Raw genomic sequence first — 15965 nt, 5'->3', positions numbered from 1 at the left:
CAGCGGAGGGGAGACAGGCCCGCACGGACGGGCTAGGCAGGCGGCCATGAGCAACGCCGCTGCCATCACCGTCCGACCCGTCGCCTCCAGCGCCGAGAAGAAGGCCTTCGTCGAGCTCGCCTACCGGCTGAACCTCTCCGACCCCAATTGGGTGCCCGAGCTCAAGGACGAGGTGCGCGGCCTGATCACGCCGGGCAAGAACCCCTGGTTCGAGCATGCCGTGGCGGAATTCTTCCTCGCCTGGCGGGAGGGCCGCAGCGAGCCCGTGGGCCGGATCTCGGCGCAGGTGGACGAGCTGGTCCTGATCCATATGGGCGAGGGCCTCGGCCAGTGGGGCATGTTCGAGGCCGAGGACGAGGCGGTGGCGCACGCCCTGTTCGCGGCGGCGGAGGGCTGGCTGCGCGGCCGCGGGATGACCCGCGCCATGGGCCCCTTCTCGCTCGGCATCTGGGACCAGCCGGGGCTGCTCATCAAGGGGTTCGACCATCCGCCGATGGTGATGATGGGGCACAACAAGGCCGAATATGAAGCCTGGGTGGAGAGCGCCGGTTATCATGGGGTCAAGGATCTCTTCACCTACGACCTCCCCGTCGACATCCCCTTCCCGCCCCTCGTCAACCGCATCGTCGCCAATGGCGAGAAGAACGAGCGGATCCGCATCCGCGACGTCGACAAGAGCCGCTTCGATGAAGAGGCGCAGTTGATCCTCTCCATCCTCAACGAGGCCTGGTCGGAAAATTGGGGTTTCATCCCGCTGACCGACGCCGAGATCGCCTATGCGGGCAAGAAATTGAAGCCGATCGTGCTCGAGGACATGATCAAGATCGCCGAATATGACGGCGAGCCGGTCGCCTTCATGATGGCGCTGCCCGATATCAACGAGTTCCTCATGGACCTGAAGGGCGAGCTTTATCCGTTCGGCTTCATCAAATTGCTCTGGCGGCTGAAGAAGATGCGGCCCAGGGGCGGGCGGGTGCCGCTGATGGGCGTGCTGAAGAAGCTGCACGCGACCCGGCTGGCCAGCCAGCTCGCCTTCATGATGATTGAATATATCCGCCGCGCCGGGAACGGCCATTACGGCATCACCCGCGCCGAGGTCGGCTGGGTGCTCGACGACAATGGCCCAATGATCTCGATCGCCGAGGCCATCGAGAGCAGGAACAACCGCACCTACCGGATTTACGAGAAAGCCCTGTAGGGACCCGCGCGGGGCCGTCCGCCCCGGAAACGCGCGGTCGTTACGGCGTCAACGGCCCGTGCCGTTCCGCCCCAAAGCTACACATCCCCGCATGCGTAGTTTCACGCCCCTTTTACTCGGGCGCGGCAATCGCTATGTTTCTGGTTTCAGGCATTTCGGGGACCGGTGCATGAAGTTGGTATCCACTCTGGCCGCAGCGGCGGCACTGCTGGCGCTCGGCGCCTGCGACCGTCTCTCGCCCTCCAGCCAAACCGCCTCGGGCGAGAAGGCCCGTGGCACGCCGGCGCAGAAGGCGGAGACGAACGGCGTCCGCGCCTCCAGCACCGGCCTCCCGGCCACCAACGGCCAGCCGGACGGCCAGGGCCTGGCCGGCAATCCCAATGCGATTCCGGCCGCCTCGGCGCTGGTTCCCACGGTCGACCGGGCCTTCCTGATCGGGCGCTGGACCGACGCGCGCGACTGCAACCAGGCCGGCCAGTTCACCGCCGACGGGCGCTACACCAACACGGCCGGCCGGAGCGCCGCCTGGACGCTCGAGGGCGACCAATTGACCCTGACTTTCGAGGGCGCGGAGCCGCGCACCGTCCGGGTCAACGCTTTGGACCAGAATACGCTGAACGTGGTCAATCCGGACGGATCGACGGGCCGGTCGACACGCTGTTGAGGAATTTTTCCGGGGAGGGGAAAATTGATGACACAGGCCTTTGCAAGGACCGCTCGCGCGGCGGCTGCCGCAACCTTGCTCGCCTGCTCGGTCCCGGGCCCCGCTCTTGCGCAATTCGCCCGGAGTGACGCGGCGCCGTCGGCCCGGGCCAATGTCGACCGCGACTTCCTGATCGGCACCTGGTCCAACGACGGCGACTGCGAGACCACCGTCGCCTTCGCCCCGGACGGCGGCTATGCCACCGGGGACGGGCTCCAGGGCCAGTGGAGCCTGACCGGCGACACCCTGACCCTGAGCGGCGAGGCGGGCGCCACCCGGCTCACCATCATCCCGATCGATCGCGACACCATGGAAGTGATCGGCGAGGACGGCTCGCACGACCGCTCCACCCGCTGCGCGGGCCAGCTCGGCAACGTGCGCTTCGACGACCTCCGCATCAGCTGAACGCGAACCACGTCATTGCGACCCCGGCGCAGGCCGGGGGAAGCAACCCAGTCTCGCCGCTTGTCCTGGCTTGCTTCGTCGCCTGCGGCTCCTCGCAATGACGGCAAGGGAAGATCGGCCCTGCCGAACCGGGCCGCCCGCTTGGCCGCGGGCGGCCGGTCCGGTCGTCCGGGCTCTTGGGCCGAGCAGAGGGGATCGGCACCCGGACGATCAGGCCAAGAACATGCAAGTAAAGTTATTCCCCTTTTCCTTGCCCTCCCGACAGAGCGTCTCATATTATTTGAATCTATTCTTGTCGCCCTGAAAATTTCGCAGGCCAGGCAACATCAAGCCGGCCCGGTTGGCCGGGCTCAACCGGGCCCGCCATGCGCCGGACCGGCCCGTTTCAGCATTCTCGACTCGGCGGGGTTCTGCTATGCAGGCTCCGGCGCGCGCGACACGGTGAATCTTGCTGCCGTAGCACGGGTCCGGCCCCCAGGCCGACCGAACGCGTTGTGGGGAATGCAAGTCCCACCGCGTGCCGAAGAGTGGGGACAGCCGCTTGCCGACTGTCCCCATTTCTGCGGCTACGCCGCCGCCTCGTCCTCGATCTCCACCCAGGTCGGCGCATGGTCGCTGGCTTTCTCCCGCCCGCGATATTCCTTGTCGACGCCGGCGTCGCGCAGCCGGTCCGCGGCCTGGGCGCTGAGCAGCAGATGGTCGATGCGAAAGCCGGCATCGCGCTGCCAGCAGCCGGCCGTATAGTCCCAGAAGGTGTAGACCGCGCCTTCAGGATAGCGGGCGCGGATCGCATCGGTGAAGCCGAGATTGAGCAGGCGGCGCAGCGCCTGCCGGCTCTCGGGCTGCATCAGCGCGTCATGGGCCATCGCCTTTGCCGAGAAGACGTCGTCCGGGTCGTCGGTCGGGATCACGTTATAGTCGCCGCAAAGCACGGTCGGCTTCTCCTCGGCGAGCAGCTCCATCGCATGGGCGCGGAGCCGGTCCATCCAGGCGAGCTTGTAGGCGAATTTTTCGGTGCCGACCGGATTGCCGTTGGGCAGATAGATGGAGCCGATCGTCACGCCCTGCACCTCGGCCTCGATATAGCGGCTGTGCGTGTCGTCGGGATCGCCGGGCAGGCCGGTGCGGCGGAGCGTGGGCGGCGAGGCGGCCGGGGTCAGGATGGCGACGCCGTTGAACCCCTTCTGCCCGTGCCAGACGCCATCATAGCCCGCCGCCCTGATTTCCCTGATCGGAAAGGCGTCGTCGTCGCACTTGATCTCCTGCAGGCAAAGCGCGTCCGGCTTCTGCTCGTCCAGATATTCGAGCAGCCGCGGCAGCCGGGCGCGGATGCCGTTGAGGTTGTAGGTGACGATCTTCATGGCGCCCGCTTAGCGCAGGCGGATCAGATGGAGAAGCTGGTGCCGCAGCCGCAGCCGGAAGCGGCGTTCGGGTTGGTGACCTGGAAGGCCGCGCCCCCCAGGCTCTCGACGAAATCCACGACCGAGCCGCGGACCAGGTCGAGCGAGATTGGGTCGACGACGAGGGTGACGCCGTCCTGCTCGGCCTTCACGTCGTCCGCCTCGACCGCATCGGCGAGGCCGAAGCGGTACTGGAAGCCGGCGCAGCCGCCGCCGTCCACCGACAGGCGCAGGATCGCCGGCTTCGCCTGGCGCGCCGCGATCGCGGCAACGCGCGCCGCCGCCGAGGGAGAGAGGGCGATGTCGCTCATCCCGGTAAAATAGGGCGCCCTGCCGGCGAAAACCAGTGCGCCCCTTTGCCGCGCAGGTGGAACGGGCTAATCAAGCCACGGCCTCAGGAGGAGATGGACGATGATCAACCGGATGAGCTTCGCCATGCTCGCGCTCGGCGCACTCCTGTTCGCCGCCGTCTTCTATGCCGCGACCACCTACAACATCCTCGGCTGGACCGCGGAGTCGACCGGCGATGAGAGCGTGTGGCTCGGACCGCCCTTCAAGGTCGCGCTCTACACGATCGCCTTCGGCCTGCCTTATGCGCTTTACGAGCTGACCCGGAGGACGAATGTCCTGGCGATTCTCTTTTTGATCATTCTCGTGCCCGCCGTTCACTACGGCGCGATCAGTCTTTTTCTCTGGTGGATCGGGGAGGGCGCCGCGCTCGCTCCCGCAATAGACGAAATGGGCCAGGAGATCGCCCCCACCGTGAGCCCTGCCGTGATCGGCGGGCTGCTCGCGGGCTTCGCCGGAGCCGCAGTCTCCTTTTTCCTGCTCGTCTTGCTGCGCCTGCGCGCCCCGACTGCAGGCCCCATCGTCTTTCTTGCGGGCCTGTTGCTGCTCACCGCCTGGGGTGGCGCCGGCCTCTGGCTGCTCGGCGAGACGCCCGAGGCGAAGGATGTGGTGCTGAAGCTGTTCCTGCCCTGGCAGCTGATCTTCGCCTTCTTCCTGTCCGCCCTGCTGCGCGCCTCGCCGCCGCGGGGAACCGCCGCGACGACCGACTGAGCCGCTTGCGGCCAGGCGGCGTTCCGGGCATAGGCGCGGCCATGAAGGTCCGCGTCTTCGTCACCCTCAAGCACGGCGTCCTCGATCCGCAGGGCAAGGCGATCCATCATGCGCTGGAGGGCCTCGGCTTCGAAGGCGTGAACGACGTCCGCGCCGGCAAATTGATCGAGCTCGAGCTTGCCGACACTGTCCTCGAATCGGAGATCGAGGAGATGTGCCGCAAGCTCCTCGCCAACACCGTGATCGAGAATTACCGGATCGAGCAGGTCGAGAGGGTGCCGGCGTGAAGAGCGCCGTCATCGTTTTCCCCGGCTCCAATTGCGATCGCGACATGGCCGAGGCGCTTCGCCTCGTCACCGGCCGCGCCCCGACCATGGTCTGGCACCGCGAGGACAATCTGCCCGACGGGCTCGACCTGATCGCCATCCCCGGCGGCTTTTCCTATGGCGACTATCTGCGCTCCGGCGCGATGGCGGCCCAGTCCGAGGTGATGTGGGCGGTGAAGGAGGCGGCGGAGCGCGGCGTCGCGGTGCTCGGCGTCTGCAACGGCTTCCAGGTGCTGACCGAGGCGCGGCTGCTGCCCGGCGCGCTGATGCGCAACGCCGATATCCGGTTCGTCTGCCGCGACGTGGCGCTGAAGGTGGAGAACAGCCAGTCTGCCTTCACCGCGCGCTATGACGCAGGCGAGGAGATCGTCATCCCGGTCGCCCATCATGACGGCAATTTCCAGGCCGACGAGGAGACGCTTAACCGGCTCGAGGGCGAGGGCCGCATCGCCTTCCGCTATGCCGGCAACGTCAACGGGTCGGCCCGGAACATCGCCGGCATCCTCAACGAGGCCGGCAACGTGCTCGGCATGATGCCCCACCCCGAGCGCGCGGTGGAGGCGGCCCACGGCCTCACCGACGGCCGCCGCCTGTTCGAAGGCCTGCTGGAGATGGTCGGCCAGCCGGCCTGACGCTGCGGGGCGAAACCTTCCCGGTTCTGTGATTGACCGCGGTCCTGAGGAGTGGAATCCTCGACGGGCGGGGGGAAAACGATGGCGAGGCAAAGGATCAGGCTGAGGTCCATCGGGGGATCGTCGTCGCTGATTGCCCTGCTGGTCGCGGGGTTGGGCACGAGAGAGGTTGCGGCCCAGAGTCCCAGCACGCGCTACTGCGCCACCGAACGCGCCCTCGGCCGCTATCCGCCCGGCTGTCCGCGGCCGCGCCGGCCGCAGCCCTCGCAGCCGCAGCCACCTGCGCCTCCGCCGACGCCCGCCGGACCCAGTTTGTCTCGCGGCGCCATAGCCATGCGGAATGCGCTCACCGCGGTGCCTGAAACCGAGTGGCTGACCACGGACAATGAGATCTTCTCGGCCATGGAGCGGCAGGTGAATACGCTGGGCACGCTGGCCGACCTCGAAGCGCTGGCCAGGTCGGGGAACAGGCGGGCCCAGTTCCTGACGGGGCTCAGGTTCGCAAACGGGACGTTCGGCGCAACCCGGGATCCGGCCCAGGCGGCGCAATGGTATCGCCGGGCCGCACGGCTTGGCGAGCCGCTCGCGCAGAGCGCCTTGGGAGCCATGTTCCGCACCGGAGTGGGTGTGCCGCGGGACGATGCCGAAGCCGTGCGTCTGTTCCAGAGCGCCGCAGAGGCCGGAAACAGCTACGGAATGGATAATCTCGGCTGGATGTACCAGCAGGGTCGGGGGATCGCCCGCAATGACGAGGAGGCGGTCCGCTGGTTCCGGCGCGGAGCCGGCCTGGGAAATAGCTGGGCGATGAACAATCTGGCCGACATGTATGCCATGGGCCGAGGCGTCGCGCGCAACGATGCCGAGGCGGTGCGCTGGTACCGACGGGGCGCAGAGGCGGGCAATGCCGGAGCGATGACCAATCTCGGCTTCATGTACGAAAATGGCCGCGGCCTGACCCAGGATTTCGCCGAGGCCGTGCGCTGGTACCGGCGCGGCGCGGAGGCGGGCAATCCTGGCGGAATGACTCGATTGGGCGCGATGTACCTGCACGGGCGCGGAGTCACGCGCGACGACGTCGAGGCGGTGCGCTGGTATCGGCGTGGTGCGGAGGCCGGCGATCCACCGGGGATGGACTCCCTCGGCTGGACCTACGCAAATGGCCGCGGAATTACCCGCGATGATGCCGAGGCGACGCGCTGGTATCGGCGCGCCGCGGACGCGGGAAATGCGAATGCGATGGTCAATCTCGGCTTCATGTACGAGAACGGCCGCGGCGTGGCGCTGGACCTGACCGAGGCGGGCCGCTGGTACCGGCGCAGTGCGGAGGCGGGTTCAGCGGTGGGGATGACGCATCTGGGCTATCTGCTGGAAACCGGCCGGGGCGTACCCCAGAATCTTGCCGAGGCTGCGGGCTGGTATCGTCGTGGCGCGGAGGGAGGTGACCCGAGGGGGATGTATATCCTGGCCAACCTGCATGCAGGCGGCAGAGGCGTCGCGCGCGACGATGCGGAGGCCCTTCGGTGGTATCGGCGCGCAGCAGAGGCCGGCTATGAGGCCGCGCGGCAGGAGCTGGCGCGCCGCGGAATCCGCTGATCAGACATCGGCCTTCGGGATGTGGCCGGGCGGCCTCTGCGCCACATCTGTGCGCCGGCAATTCTTAGCTTGAATATAATGAGCCTGCTTACTATATCGCCGGCCGCCATGGAAAACTACGCCTTCGAGATCGTCGAGACGGCCCGGTTGATCCGCCGCGAGGCGAACAAGCGGGCGGCCGTGCTCGGCGCGACCAAGGCGCAATGGCGCGTGCTCGCCTGGCTGAAGCGGACCGGTGACGGCGCCCGGCAGATCGACCTGGCCGAAGGGCTGGACGTCGAGCCGATCACGCTCTGCCGGATGATCGACCGGCTCGAGGAGGCGGGACTCGTCGAGCGCCGCCGCGACGAGGCCGACCGGCGCGCCTGGCGCATCCATCTTACTGCGGCGGCCGCCCCGGTCCTCGCCAAGCTCGAGGAGATGGGGCGGACGTTCAACGCCGACATGCTGCGCGGCATTTCGGAGGCGGAGCGGGCGGCGCTGCTGAAGCTGCTCGCGCGCCTCCGCGACAATCTCGACCAGAACGAACAGGAATTGGAAACCGCGTGATGCGTGAAGGGGATATCCGCGTGGAAATCGAAGAGAGGCCGGTGCCGGCAAAGCCCGCGCCGCGGCCGCAGCCCAAGGCCGAGCCCGAAGTGCAGGCCGCGGTGGCGGAACCCGCCGTGGCTGCGCCAGCGGCCATCGAGCCCGAAGCGCCGGCCAGGAAGCGCGGGCCGCTTCGGCTCGTGCTGATGCTGTCCGTGCCTTTGCTGCTGCTGCTCGTCGGCGGCTATTTCTACCTGACCTCCGGCCGCTACGTCTCGACCGACAATGCCTATGTCCAGCAGGACATGGTCTCGGTCGCCCCCGAGGTGCAGGGCGTGGTGACCGAGGTGCTCGTGCGGGAGAACCAGCAGGTTCGCCGCGGGCAATTGCTGTTCCGCATCGACCCGCGCCCGTTCCGCATCGCGCTCGCCCAGGCCGAGGCGCAGATCGCGGCCGCGCAGGTGCAGGTGAACCAGCTTTCCACCCAGTCGGCCGGCACCGCCGCCGACATCCAGGGCGCCGAGGCCAATCTCGCCTATCAGCAGCGCGAATTCTCTCGCCTCCAGGGGCTGATGCAGCAGGGCTGGATCACGCGCACCCGGTTCGACGAGGCCCAGCACAATGTGAACGAGGCCCGCGAGCGGCTCGCCAATGCCCGTGCCGCCGCCGCCAATGCGCGCTCGGCTCTCGCAACCGGCGGCCCTTCCAGCCAGCCGCAGCTCCAGGCGGCCTATGTCGCCCGCGAGCAGGCGCTGCTGAATTTGTCCCGTACCGAGGTGCGTGCCCCCGCCGACGGCACGGTCAGCCAGACCGACCGGCTGCAGGTGGGCAATGCCGTGGTCACCGGCGTGCCTGTGGTGACGATCGTGCGCAGCGCCACCACCTATGTCGAGGCCAACTACAAGGAAACTGACCTCGCCAACATGTATGTCGGCCAGCCCGCCGAGATCGAGATCGACGCCTATCCGGGCCTGACCCTGCACGGCCGCGTCGCCTCGATCGGGGCCGGCACCGGCTCGCAATTCTCGGTTCTGCCCGCGCAGAATGCGAGCGGCAATTGGGTGAAGGTGCGCCAGCGCGTGCCGGTCCGCATCGCCATCGAAGGCAACCCCGGGCGGCCCATGATCGCCGGCCTCAGCGCCGACGTCACCGTCGACACACGCGACCGCCCGCCGCAGGCGGTGCAGACGGCCCACGCCCGGTAGGACCGCTCGCGTGGCGCACAGCTACGACATGACGCCTTCGGAACGGGGCTTCACCACGCTCGCCGTGATCCTGGCGATGCTGATGCAGGTGCTCGACACGACGATCGCCAATGTCGCGCTGCCCCATATGCAGACCAGCCTTGGTGCCAATCGCGAGACGATCACCTGGGTGCTGACCTCCTATATCGTCGCCTCGGCCATCGCGATCCCGATCACCGGCTGGCTGGCCGAGCAGGTGGGGCGCAAGCGGCTCTTCATCTGGTCGGTCATCGTCTTCACCGTCGCCTCGGTGCTCTGCGCGATGGCGCAGAACCTGACGACGATGGTCGGCTTTCGCGTCGCCCAGGGCATTGCCGGCGCCTTCCTCGTCCCGCTCGCGCAGGCGGTGATGTTCGACATCAACCCGCCGGAGAAACACGGCCGCGCCATGGCGATGTTCGGTGCTGGCGTGATGATCGGGCCGATCCTCGGCCCGGTGCTCGGCGGCTGGCTGACCGACAATTTCGACTGGCGCTGGGTGTTCCTGATCAACCTCCCGATCGGGGTCATCGCGGTGCTGATGATGCTGCGCTTCCTGCCGGCGACCCCGATGACGAAGCGGAAGTTCGATCTGCTCGGCTTCTTCCTGATCGCGCTGGCGCTCGGCGGGCTGCAGATGATGCTCGACCGGGGCGAGACGCTCGACTGGTTCGCGAGCTGGGAGATCTGGATCGAATGCGGCCTCGCCATTGCCGGCCTCTGGATGTTCGGCGTGCACATGCTCACCGCGACCAACCCGATCTTCGATCCCAAGATGTTCAAAGATCGCAATTTTGCCACCGGCATGCTGTTCATGGCGGTGACGGGCGTGATGCTGCTCGCCGGCCTCGCCCTGCTGCCGCCGATGTTGCAGAACCTGTTCGGCTACTCGGTCTTGCAGTCGGGCTATCTCACGGCGCCGCGCGGGATCGGCACGCTGATGTCGATGATCGTGGTCGGCCGGCTGGTCGGCAAGGTCGACGCCCGGTTGCTCATCCTTGTGGGGATCAGCCTGATGGCCTGGTCGCTCTGGCAGATGTCCGGTTTCTCGCTGGACATGGACCAGCGGCCGATCATCGCCAGCGGCATCATCCAGGGCTTCGCGCTCGGCTTCCTGTTCGTGCCGCTGAACACTTTGGCCTTCGGCACGCTGGACGCGAAATACCGCACCACCGCCGCGAGCCTGCTGAACCTCTCGCGCAGCGTCGGCGGCTCGATCGGCATTTCGGTGGTGACGGTGCTGCTCGCCCACAATCTGCAGACGAGCCATTCCGACTTGGCCGCCCATATCACGCAGAACACGCTGCCGAATATCAGCCCGGCCATCCTGCAGGGGGCGCCGCCACTGACCGATGCGGCGCTGATGATGGCCGATGCCGAGATCAACCGGCAGGCGCTGATGATCGCCTATATCGACGATTTCTGGCTGATGATGATCATCTCGCTGCTCGCCATTCCCCTGCTTCTGCTGCTGAAGAAGGGGCGGAAGCCCCAGCCCGGCGAGCCGGCAATGGCGGTGGACTAGGGCAGAGGCGGGATCGTCCAGGCCCGCGCCCGCCGCCCCCAGCGCTCCAGCGCCAGGGCGACATGGTCGGCCACGGCCCGCACGTGCGGCAGCTTTCGGCTGCGCTCGTGGGTGATCAGCCAGACCTGGCCGTACAGCTCCGCGGGGATGAAGAAGCAGGGGATCATGTTCGGGTCGCGCTCGAACACGCCCCAGTGGAAGAGGCCGACGCCGAGCCCCCCCCCGGAGCTTCTCGGACAGAGCGGTGAAGGAGGACGCCCGGGCCGCGACCGTCGCGCCCGCGGCCCTTTCCTCGAACCAGGGAAAGCCCGGGAGGCGCGTCAGATAGCCGTCGACGCCGATAGTGTGGTGGACGGCGAGGTCGTCGGGACTGCGGGGGACGCCGTGCCGCTCGGCATAGGAACGGCTGCAATAGACGACCGAAGGGAGGTCGACGATCTTGCGGACGTAAAGGCCGGCGCCCTGCGGCGTCGCGAGCGTCGTGCGGATGGCGACATCCGCCTCGCCGGCCGCGAGATCGAGATGGGCCTCGGTCGCGATCAGGTCGACGCGGATGCGGGGATAGGCGTCGCGGAGCGAGCCCATCAAGGGGTTGATCTGCGCCCCTGCCATTTCGTTGGAGGTCAGCTTCACCACCCCCTCGAGCGCGCCCGAACGGGCAGCAGCGGCATCGGCGAGGGCCGTGGCGCCTTCCTCGATCGCTTCCGCGGCAGGGAGCAAGGCCTCGCCGATTTGAGTCAGCCGGTAGCCCTGCTGGCGCCGCTCGAACAGGATGAGGCCGAGCGCCTCCTCGAGCATGGCAATCCGCCGCGCGACGGTGGGCTGGCTGACCTTCAGCTTCCGGGACGCGGTCAGCGTCGAGCCATCCCGCGCGACCGCGAGGAAATAGCGGGCGTCGTTCCAGTCGAACATGGCCCATTCTTCATATCTGCAGAACGAGATTGCAACATCGTTGGTTTTGCAGAACCGCCCCGCCGCCTATTCGGCTTCCCCACACGAGGATGAAACCGAGGCGGAGATGGAACAGCAAGGCACGAACGGCTGCGAGCTGCCCCAGGCGGTGTGCGACGCCCGCCGGGTGACAAGCGAGCTCACCGAGATGCTGGCCATGCTGGTGCTCCCCGCCATGTTTCTGGCGGGCGTGGGCCTCATCTTCGGCTGAGCGAGGTCAGCCGGCTTCCCGCGGACACGGCGCGGGAATCCATTCCGAATCCGCCCAGATCGGCTCCCAGGTGCGCGGCCCGGCATAAGTCCAGAGCCTGACCTGCATCTCGCAGGGCGGCACCGGCGGCGGCGCATTCTGGCGATCCAGCCAGCCAAGGGTGAGTGCTGCCTGATCCTGCCGAATGTCCAGATGCCCGCCGGCCGGGACCTCCAGCCGCCGACGCTCCGGCCAATTGTCCTCGAAATAGAGATTGTTCTCGCGAACCTTGATCGTCCACCAGCCGCAATCGTCCGGCTGCAGCGCGCGCACGAAATTGCCGGTGCGGTCGCGGAAGCGGATGTAGAACATCAGATAATCGCCCGAGAAATGACTGACGTCATAGTGAAGGGCGAGCGGCCGGTCCGTGAGATTCAGGATGCGGAACACCCCCTCCGTCGGGCGCGCTTCCAGCCGGACCGGGCCTGCCGCCGGCGCTTCGCAGACGGCGCCCACCAGGCCGATATGCCGTGCGGTCACGATCCGGTCGGGGACGAATTCCCGGCTGCCAATGCCTTCGGTGCGCGGCGGAACGGCGCAGGCCGCCAGCAGGGCCAGCGCGAGCAGGGCAGCGCCGGCGCTCAGCCGTGCCTGGCGATCCACTGTTCGACGATCGGCGCGATCTTCGTGCGCCATTTGGAGCCATTGAAGATGCCGTAATGGCCGACGCCCTTGGCGAGATGATATTTCTTATGCTTCGCGTCGAGGCCGGTGGAGATGTCGAGCGCCGCCCGGGTCTGGCCGATGCCGGAAATGTCGTCGCGCTCGCCCTCGATGGCGAGCAGGGCGATGTCGTCGATCGCGCCCGGATCGACGCGGCGGCCACGATGCTCCATCTCGCCCTTGGGCAGCTGGTGGCGCTGGAAGACGACGTCGATCGTCTGCAGGTAGAATTCCTCGGTCATGTCGCAGACCGCGCGATATTCCTCGTAAAAGGCCTTGGTCGCGTCGGCGCTCTCGCCGTCGCCCGCGACGAGGTGGCGAAACATGCCCCAATGGCTCTGCAGATGGTTGCCGAAGTTCATCGCCATGAAGCCGGCGAGCTGCAGGAAGCCCGGATAGACCTTCCGCCCCGCGCCCGGATAGAGATAGGGCACGGTCATGATCACGTTGCGCTCGAACCATTCGAACGGGCGCTGGGTGGCGACGGTGTTGACCTCGGTCGGCGCCAGCCTGGTGTCGATCGGCCCGCCCATCATGGTCAGGGTCCTCGGCCGGCAGGGATGCCTGTCGGCGCTCATCAGGGCCGCTGCGGCATAGGCCGGGACGGAGGGCTGGCAGACGGCGAGCATGTGGGCGCGCCGATCGCCGCCCTGGCTTCCGATATGCTCGTGGAACTCGATCAGATAGTCGACATAATCGTCGAGATCGAAGCTGCCGTCGGCGAGCGGCACCAGCTTCGCGTCGCGCCAGTCGGTGATGTAGACGTCGTGGCCGGACAGCATCCGCTCGACCGTGCCGCGCAGCAACGTGGCATAGTGGCCCGACATGGGCGCGACCAGCAGCAGCCGCGGTTGGCCGGACACCTCGCTGCCGTCCGCGCGGACGCGGCGGAAGCGCTTCAGCTGGCCGAAGGGCTTGCGGAGCACCACCTCCTCGACGACCGCAACCTCCTCGCCCTCGACCACCGCATGGTCGAGGCCGAAAGCGGGCTTGCCGCGCGGCGCCGAGGCATGGGCGAAGACGTCCAGCGCGGAGGCGATGATCGGGCCCATCTGGGAATAATGGAGCGGATTGGCGGGGTTGTTCAGCCAGTCGGCACTGAGGTTGGCGAGGGTGGAAGCACCGGCAAGCAGCGAGCGCTGCATCTCATAGGCGTCGTATAGCATCCAGTCTCCACCCCCGGCTCGGACGGCTTATGGGCCGGTGCGGGGCATTGGTCCATATGGGAATGAACGCAGTCCACAGCAATTCGATGCGGGGAAAGGAGAGGCAGGGGTAGCCGTCATTCCAGCGCAAGCTGGAATCTCCTTTTGTCGTCCCGAACTCAACGAAGGCAGGGAGATTCCACGGTGCGCTGGAATGACGGAAAGGGGGGCATCCCTTGGCGCGGCCCCCTCCCCCTGCTACGCCGCGCTCATGGCACGGGGCAGGATCGAGGACGACACGCCGAAGGGCAAGATCGGCAATCTCGTCATGATCTGGCGCTACGCGCTCCGCTACAAATGGACGATCGCGGGCGCGGCCACCGCCCTCTTCATCGCCGCGGCGGCGACGCTCGCCATCCCGGACGGCTTCCGCCGGGTGATCGACAAGGGCTTCACCGGCAATGGCGGCGGCGAGATCGGCCCGCATTTCAACTATCTGTTCGCGATGGTCGCGCTGCTCGCCGTGGCGACCGCCTTCCGCTTCTATTTCGTCTCGATGCTCGGCGAGAAGGTGATCGCGGATATCCGCGGCGCCGTGCACGACAATCTGCTGCGCATGGAGCCGCGCTTCTTCGAGGAGAACAGGCCGAGCGAGATCGCCTCGCGGGTGACCTCCGACACCGCGGTGATCGAGATCGTGGTCGGCTCGACCGTCTCGGTGGCGCTCCGGAACCTCGTGCTCGGCATTGGCGGCGTCGCCTATCTGTTCACGCTGGCGCCGATGCTGACCCTCGGCCTGCTGCTCGGCATCCCCCTGGTGATTGTGCCGGTGATGATCCTGGGGCGGCGGGTGCGCGCCGTCTCGCGGCACAGCCAGGACCGGATCGCCGATCTCGGCACGATCGTCGCCGAAACGCTGGGCGCGATGAAGGTGGTCCAGGCGTTCGGCCAGGAGAAAAGAGAGAGCAGCCGCTTCCGTGATGCGGTGCAGCGCGCCTTCCAGACCGCGCGGCGGCGGATCGTCCTGCGCGCGATCCTCACGGCGATCATCATCGCGGTGCTGTTCGGCTCCGTCACCATGCTGATGCGCGAGGCGGCGATCGACGTCTCGGCCGGCGCGATCTCCGGCGGCACGGTGGCTGCGTTCGTGATCACCGGCGGTATCGTCGCCGGCGCCTTCGGGGCCCTGACCGAAGTCTATGGCGATCTGCTGCGCGGAGCGGGGGCGACGGGGCGGATTTCGGAGCTGATGGCGCAGGTGCCGCAGATCCGCGCCCCCGCCGAGCCGGTCGCCCTGCCCGAGCCGGCGCGCGGCCGGCTGGAATTCGCCGGCGTGACCTTCCGCTATCCGACCCGCCCGGACGCGAGCGCCTTGCTCGACTTCAGTCTGGCCGTCGAGCCCGGGGAGACCGTCGCCCTGGTCGGCCCGTCGGGCGCGGGCAAATCCACCCTCTTCCAGCTCGCCCAGCGCTTTTACGACCCGCAGGAAGGCAGCATCCGCCTCGACGGCGTCGAGCTGCGCGAGGCCGATCCGGCGGACATCCGCGCGCGCATCGCGGTGGTGCCGCAAGAGACGGTGATCTTCGCCGCCTCGGCCCGCGACAACCTCCGCTACGGCCGTTGGGAGGCGTCGGACGAGCAGCTCTGGGCGGCGGCCGAGGCGGCCAATGCGGCGGAGTTCCTGAGGAAGCTGCCGGAAGGGCTCGACACCTATCTCGGCGAAGGCGGCGCGCGCCTGTCGGGTGGGCAGCGCCAGCGCGTCGCCATCGCCCGGGCACTCCTGCGCGACTCCCCCTTGCTCCTGCTCGACGAGGCGACCTCGGCGCTCGACGCCGAGAGCGAGCGTCTGGTCCAGGCCTCGCTCGAGAAGCTGGTCGAGGGCCGGACCACCATCGTCATCGCCCACCGCCTCGCCACGGTGCGCGCGGCCGACCGGATCATCGTCATGGACCATGGCAGGATCGTCGAGGAAGGCACGCATGACAGTTTGAGCAGCAAGGGCGGGCTCTATGCGCGGCTGGCGCGGCTGCAGTTCGAGGGCATCGCCGCGTAACCGCGGGCCGATGAGGAGCCAAGGTGAACGACGAACTGGCCGGTGCTGAACGTGGATTGGCGCAAGCCCAACGGATCATGAGCCACGGGCGGCCAAGCGACGATGCCGAGGAATGGCTGCTCCTGGCGACTCTCGTAGGCGAGGCCGATCTGGCCTTCCAGGCGGCACGCCGGCAGAACCCGGCCCTCACCTATCCGCTGCTCGAAGCGGCGGTGGCGGAGCTTTACGCGATGACGGCCGGGTTCACCGATCCGGTCTTCCTGCGCATGACCAAGGCGGCGCGACGGCAGAACCGGGCGCTGTTCGGCTGA

The 15965-nt window shown here is 67.7% G+C and carries 18 protein-coding genes and 1 pseudogene; 13 read left to right on the top strand and 6 right to left on the bottom strand.

Annotated elements, in window-relative coordinates; all coding sequences use genetic code 11:
- Positions 1 to 46 precede the first annotated feature (46 nt).
- The 3 genes from VEC11_RS02315 (at position 47) to VEC11_RS02305 (ending at position 2306) form a co-directional block, all read left to right on the top strand.
- Positions 47 to 1198 (top strand): N-acetyltransferase, encoded by a 1152-nt coding sequence (locus VEC11_RS02315; RefSeq protein ID WP_464128767.1) that lies wholly within the window; start codon positions 47 to 49, stop codon positions 1196 to 1198.
- Between the two features lie 169 nt (positions 1199 to 1367).
- Positions 1368 to 1862: a hypothetical protein gene (locus tag VEC11_RS02310; RefSeq protein WP_464128765.1), complete on the top strand. Its 495-nt coding sequence runs from the start codon at positions 1368 to 1370 to the stop codon at positions 1860 to 1862.
- A gap of 27 nt (positions 1863 to 1889) precedes the next feature.
- Positions 1890 to 2306: a hypothetical protein gene (locus VEC11_RS02305; protein ID WP_464128763.1), complete on the top strand. Its 417-nt coding sequence runs from the start codon at positions 1890 to 1892 to the stop codon at positions 2304 to 2306.
- Between the two features lie 566 nt (positions 2307 to 2872).
- Here the strand turns inward: VEC11_RS02305 and xth are convergent.
- Positions 2873 to 3667, bottom strand: a complete 795-nt coding sequence (xth, locus tag VEC11_RS02300) for an exodeoxyribonuclease III (RefSeq protein ID WP_464128762.1) — start codon at positions 3665 to 3667, stop codon at positions 2873 to 2875.
- Between the two features lie 23 nt (positions 3668 to 3690).
- A complete protein-coding gene (locus VEC11_RS02295) occupies positions 3691 to 4017 on the bottom strand; it encodes a HesB/IscA family protein (protein ID WP_464128760.1) in 327 nt (108 codons plus the stop codon).
- Positions 4018 to 4117: 100 nt separating this feature from the next.
- Between VEC11_RS02295 and VEC11_RS02290 the strand changes: the two genes are divergently transcribed.
- The 7 genes from VEC11_RS02290 (at position 4118) to VEC11_RS02260 (ending at position 10592) form a co-directional block, all read left to right on the top strand.
- Positions 4118 to 4765 carry a hypothetical protein gene (locus VEC11_RS02290; protein ID WP_464128758.1) on the top strand — a complete coding sequence of 216 codons (648 nt, stop codon included), beginning with the start codon at positions 4118 to 4120 and terminating at the stop codon, positions 4763 to 4765.
- Positions 4766 to 4806: 41 nt separating this feature from the next.
- Positions 4807 to 5052 (top strand): phosphoribosylformylglycinamidine synthase subunit PurS, encoded by a 246-nt coding sequence (purS, locus tag VEC11_RS02285; RefSeq protein ID WP_464128756.1) that lies wholly within the window; start codon positions 4807 to 4809, stop codon positions 5050 to 5052.
- Entirely contained in the window at positions 5049 to 5723 is a 675-nt protein-coding gene (gene purQ, locus VEC11_RS02280) for a phosphoribosylformylglycinamidine synthase subunit PurQ (RefSeq protein WP_464128755.1), read from the top strand. Before purS ends, purQ begins: the two co-directional genes overlap by 4 nt.
- A gap of 333 nt (positions 5724 to 6056) precedes the next feature.
- Positions 6057 to 7316 carry an SEL1-like repeat protein gene (locus VEC11_RS02275; RefSeq protein WP_464128754.1) on the top strand — a complete coding sequence of 420 codons (1260 nt, stop codon included), beginning with the start codon at positions 6057 to 6059 and terminating at the stop codon, positions 7314 to 7316.
- A 78-nt stretch (positions 7317 to 7394) separates the two neighbouring features.
- Positions 7395 to 7865 carry a MarR family winged helix-turn-helix transcriptional regulator gene (locus VEC11_RS02270; RefSeq protein ID WP_464128752.1) on the top strand — a complete coding sequence of 157 codons (471 nt, stop codon included), beginning with the start codon at positions 7395 to 7397 and terminating at the stop codon, positions 7863 to 7865.
- 20 nt (positions 7866 to 7885) lie between these two features.
- A complete protein-coding gene (locus VEC11_RS02265) occupies positions 7886 to 9049 on the top strand; it encodes an HlyD family secretion protein (protein ID WP_464128751.1) in 1164 nt (387 codons plus the stop codon).
- A 10-nt stretch (positions 9050 to 9059) separates the two neighbouring features.
- On the top strand, positions 9060 to 10592 hold the full coding sequence (locus tag VEC11_RS02260) for a DHA2 family efflux MFS transporter permease subunit (protein ID WP_464128750.1): 1533 nt from the start codon (positions 9060 to 9062) through the stop codon (positions 10590 to 10592).
- Here VEC11_RS02260 and VEC11_RS02255 read toward each other — a convergent pair.
- Both VEC11_RS02255 and VEC11_RS02250 read right to left on the bottom strand, forming a co-directional pair.
- Positions 10589 to 10780, bottom strand: coding sequence for a hypothetical protein (locus tag VEC11_RS02255; RefSeq protein WP_464128749.1), 192 nt, complete (start codon positions 10778 to 10780; stop codon positions 10589 to 10591). The genes VEC11_RS02260 and VEC11_RS02255 overlap by 4 nt on opposite strands.
- Before the next feature lie 595 nt (positions 10781 to 11375).
- A pseudogene (locus VEC11_RS02250) lies at positions 11376 to 11504 on the bottom strand (helix-turn-helix domain-containing protein); the annotation flags it as partial.
- Between the two features lie 106 nt (positions 11505 to 11610).
- Here VEC11_RS02250 and VEC11_RS02245 point away from each other — a divergent pair.
- A complete protein-coding gene (locus VEC11_RS02245; protein ID WP_464128747.1) occupies positions 11611 to 11754 on the top strand; it encodes a hypothetical protein in 144 nt (47 codons plus the stop codon).
- A gap of 6 nt (positions 11755 to 11760) precedes the next feature.
- Here the strand turns inward: VEC11_RS02245 and VEC11_RS02240 are convergent, their stop codons facing one another.
- Both VEC11_RS02240 and VEC11_RS02235 read right to left on the bottom strand, forming a co-directional pair.
- Positions 11761 to 12396, bottom strand: coding sequence for a hypothetical protein (locus VEC11_RS02240; RefSeq protein WP_464128745.1), 636 nt, complete (start codon positions 12394 to 12396; stop codon positions 11761 to 11763).
- A complete protein-coding gene (locus VEC11_RS02235) occupies positions 12375 to 13622 on the bottom strand; it encodes a polyhydroxyalkanoate depolymerase (protein ID WP_464128744.1) in 1248 nt (415 codons plus the stop codon). The genes VEC11_RS02240 and VEC11_RS02235 overlap by 22 nt, the downstream gene beginning before the upstream one ends.
- Positions 13623 to 13872: 250 nt before the next feature.
- On the opposite strand from VEC11_RS02235, the gene VEC11_RS02230 reads away from it, so the two are divergent.
- Complete coding sequence (locus VEC11_RS02230; protein ID WP_464128742.1) at positions 13873 to 15654, top strand: ABC transporter transmembrane domain-containing protein; 1782 nt, start codon at positions 13873 to 13875, stop codon at positions 15652 to 15654.
- Positions 15655 to 15677: 23 nt separating this feature from the next.
- Positions 15678 to 15965, top strand: a complete 288-nt coding sequence (locus tag VEC11_RS02225) for a hypothetical protein (protein WP_464128740.1) — start codon at positions 15678 to 15680, stop codon at positions 15963 to 15965.

Source organism: Allosphingosinicella sp. (assembly GCF_035626655.1).
Taxonomy (GTDB): Bacteria; Pseudomonadota; Alphaproteobacteria; order Sphingomonadales; family Sphingomonadaceae; genus Allosphingosinicella.
This window is presented reverse-complemented; position numbering and strand designations above follow the sequence as displayed.

Bases quoted from the DNA above. Each gene is read 5' to 3' on its own strand.
- VEC11_RS02235 (WP_464128744.1), bottom strand. From the start codon at position 13,622: ATGCTATACGACGCCTATGAGATGCAGCGCTCGCTGCTTGCCGGTGCT.
- VEC11_RS02270 (WP_464128752.1), top strand. From the start codon at position 7,395: ATGAGCCTGCTTACTATATCGCCGGCCGCCATGGAAAACTACGCCTTC.
- VEC11_RS02245 (WP_464128747.1), top strand. From the start codon at position 11,611: ATGGAACAGCAAGGCACGAACGGCTGCGAGCTGCCCCAGGCGGTGTGC.
- VEC11_RS02310 (WP_464128765.1), top strand. From the start codon at position 1,368: ATGAAGTTGGTATCCACTCTGGCCGCAGCGGCGGCACTGCTGGCGCTC.
- VEC11_RS02275 (WP_464128754.1), top strand. From the start codon at position 6,057: ATGCGGAATGCGCTCACCGCGGTGCCTGAAACCGAGTGGCTGACCACG.
- VEC11_RS02305 (WP_464128763.1), top strand. From the start codon at position 1,890: ATGACACAGGCCTTTGCAAGGACCGCTCGCGCGGCGGCTGCCGCAACC.
- VEC11_RS02295 (WP_464128760.1), bottom strand. From the start codon at position 4,017: ATGAGCGACATCGCCCTCTCTCCCTCGGCGGCGGCGCGCGTTGCCGCG.
- VEC11_RS02230 (WP_464128742.1), top strand. From the start codon at position 13,873: ATGGCACGGGGCAGGATCGAGGACGACACGCCGAAGGGCAAGATCGGC.
- xth (WP_464128762.1), bottom strand. From the start codon at position 3,667: ATGAAGATCGTCACCTACAACCTCAACGGCATCCGCGCCCGGCTGCCG.
- purS (WP_464128756.1), top strand. From the start codon at position 4,807: ATGAAGGTCCGCGTCTTCGTCACCCTCAAGCACGGCGTCCTCGATCCG.
- VEC11_RS02290 (WP_464128758.1), top strand. From the start codon at position 4,118: ATGATCAACCGGATGAGCTTCGCCATGCTCGCGCTCGGCGCACTCCTG.
- VEC11_RS02315 (WP_464128767.1), top strand. From the start codon at position 47: ATGAGCAACGCCGCTGCCATCACCGTCCGACCCGTCGCCTCCAGCGCC.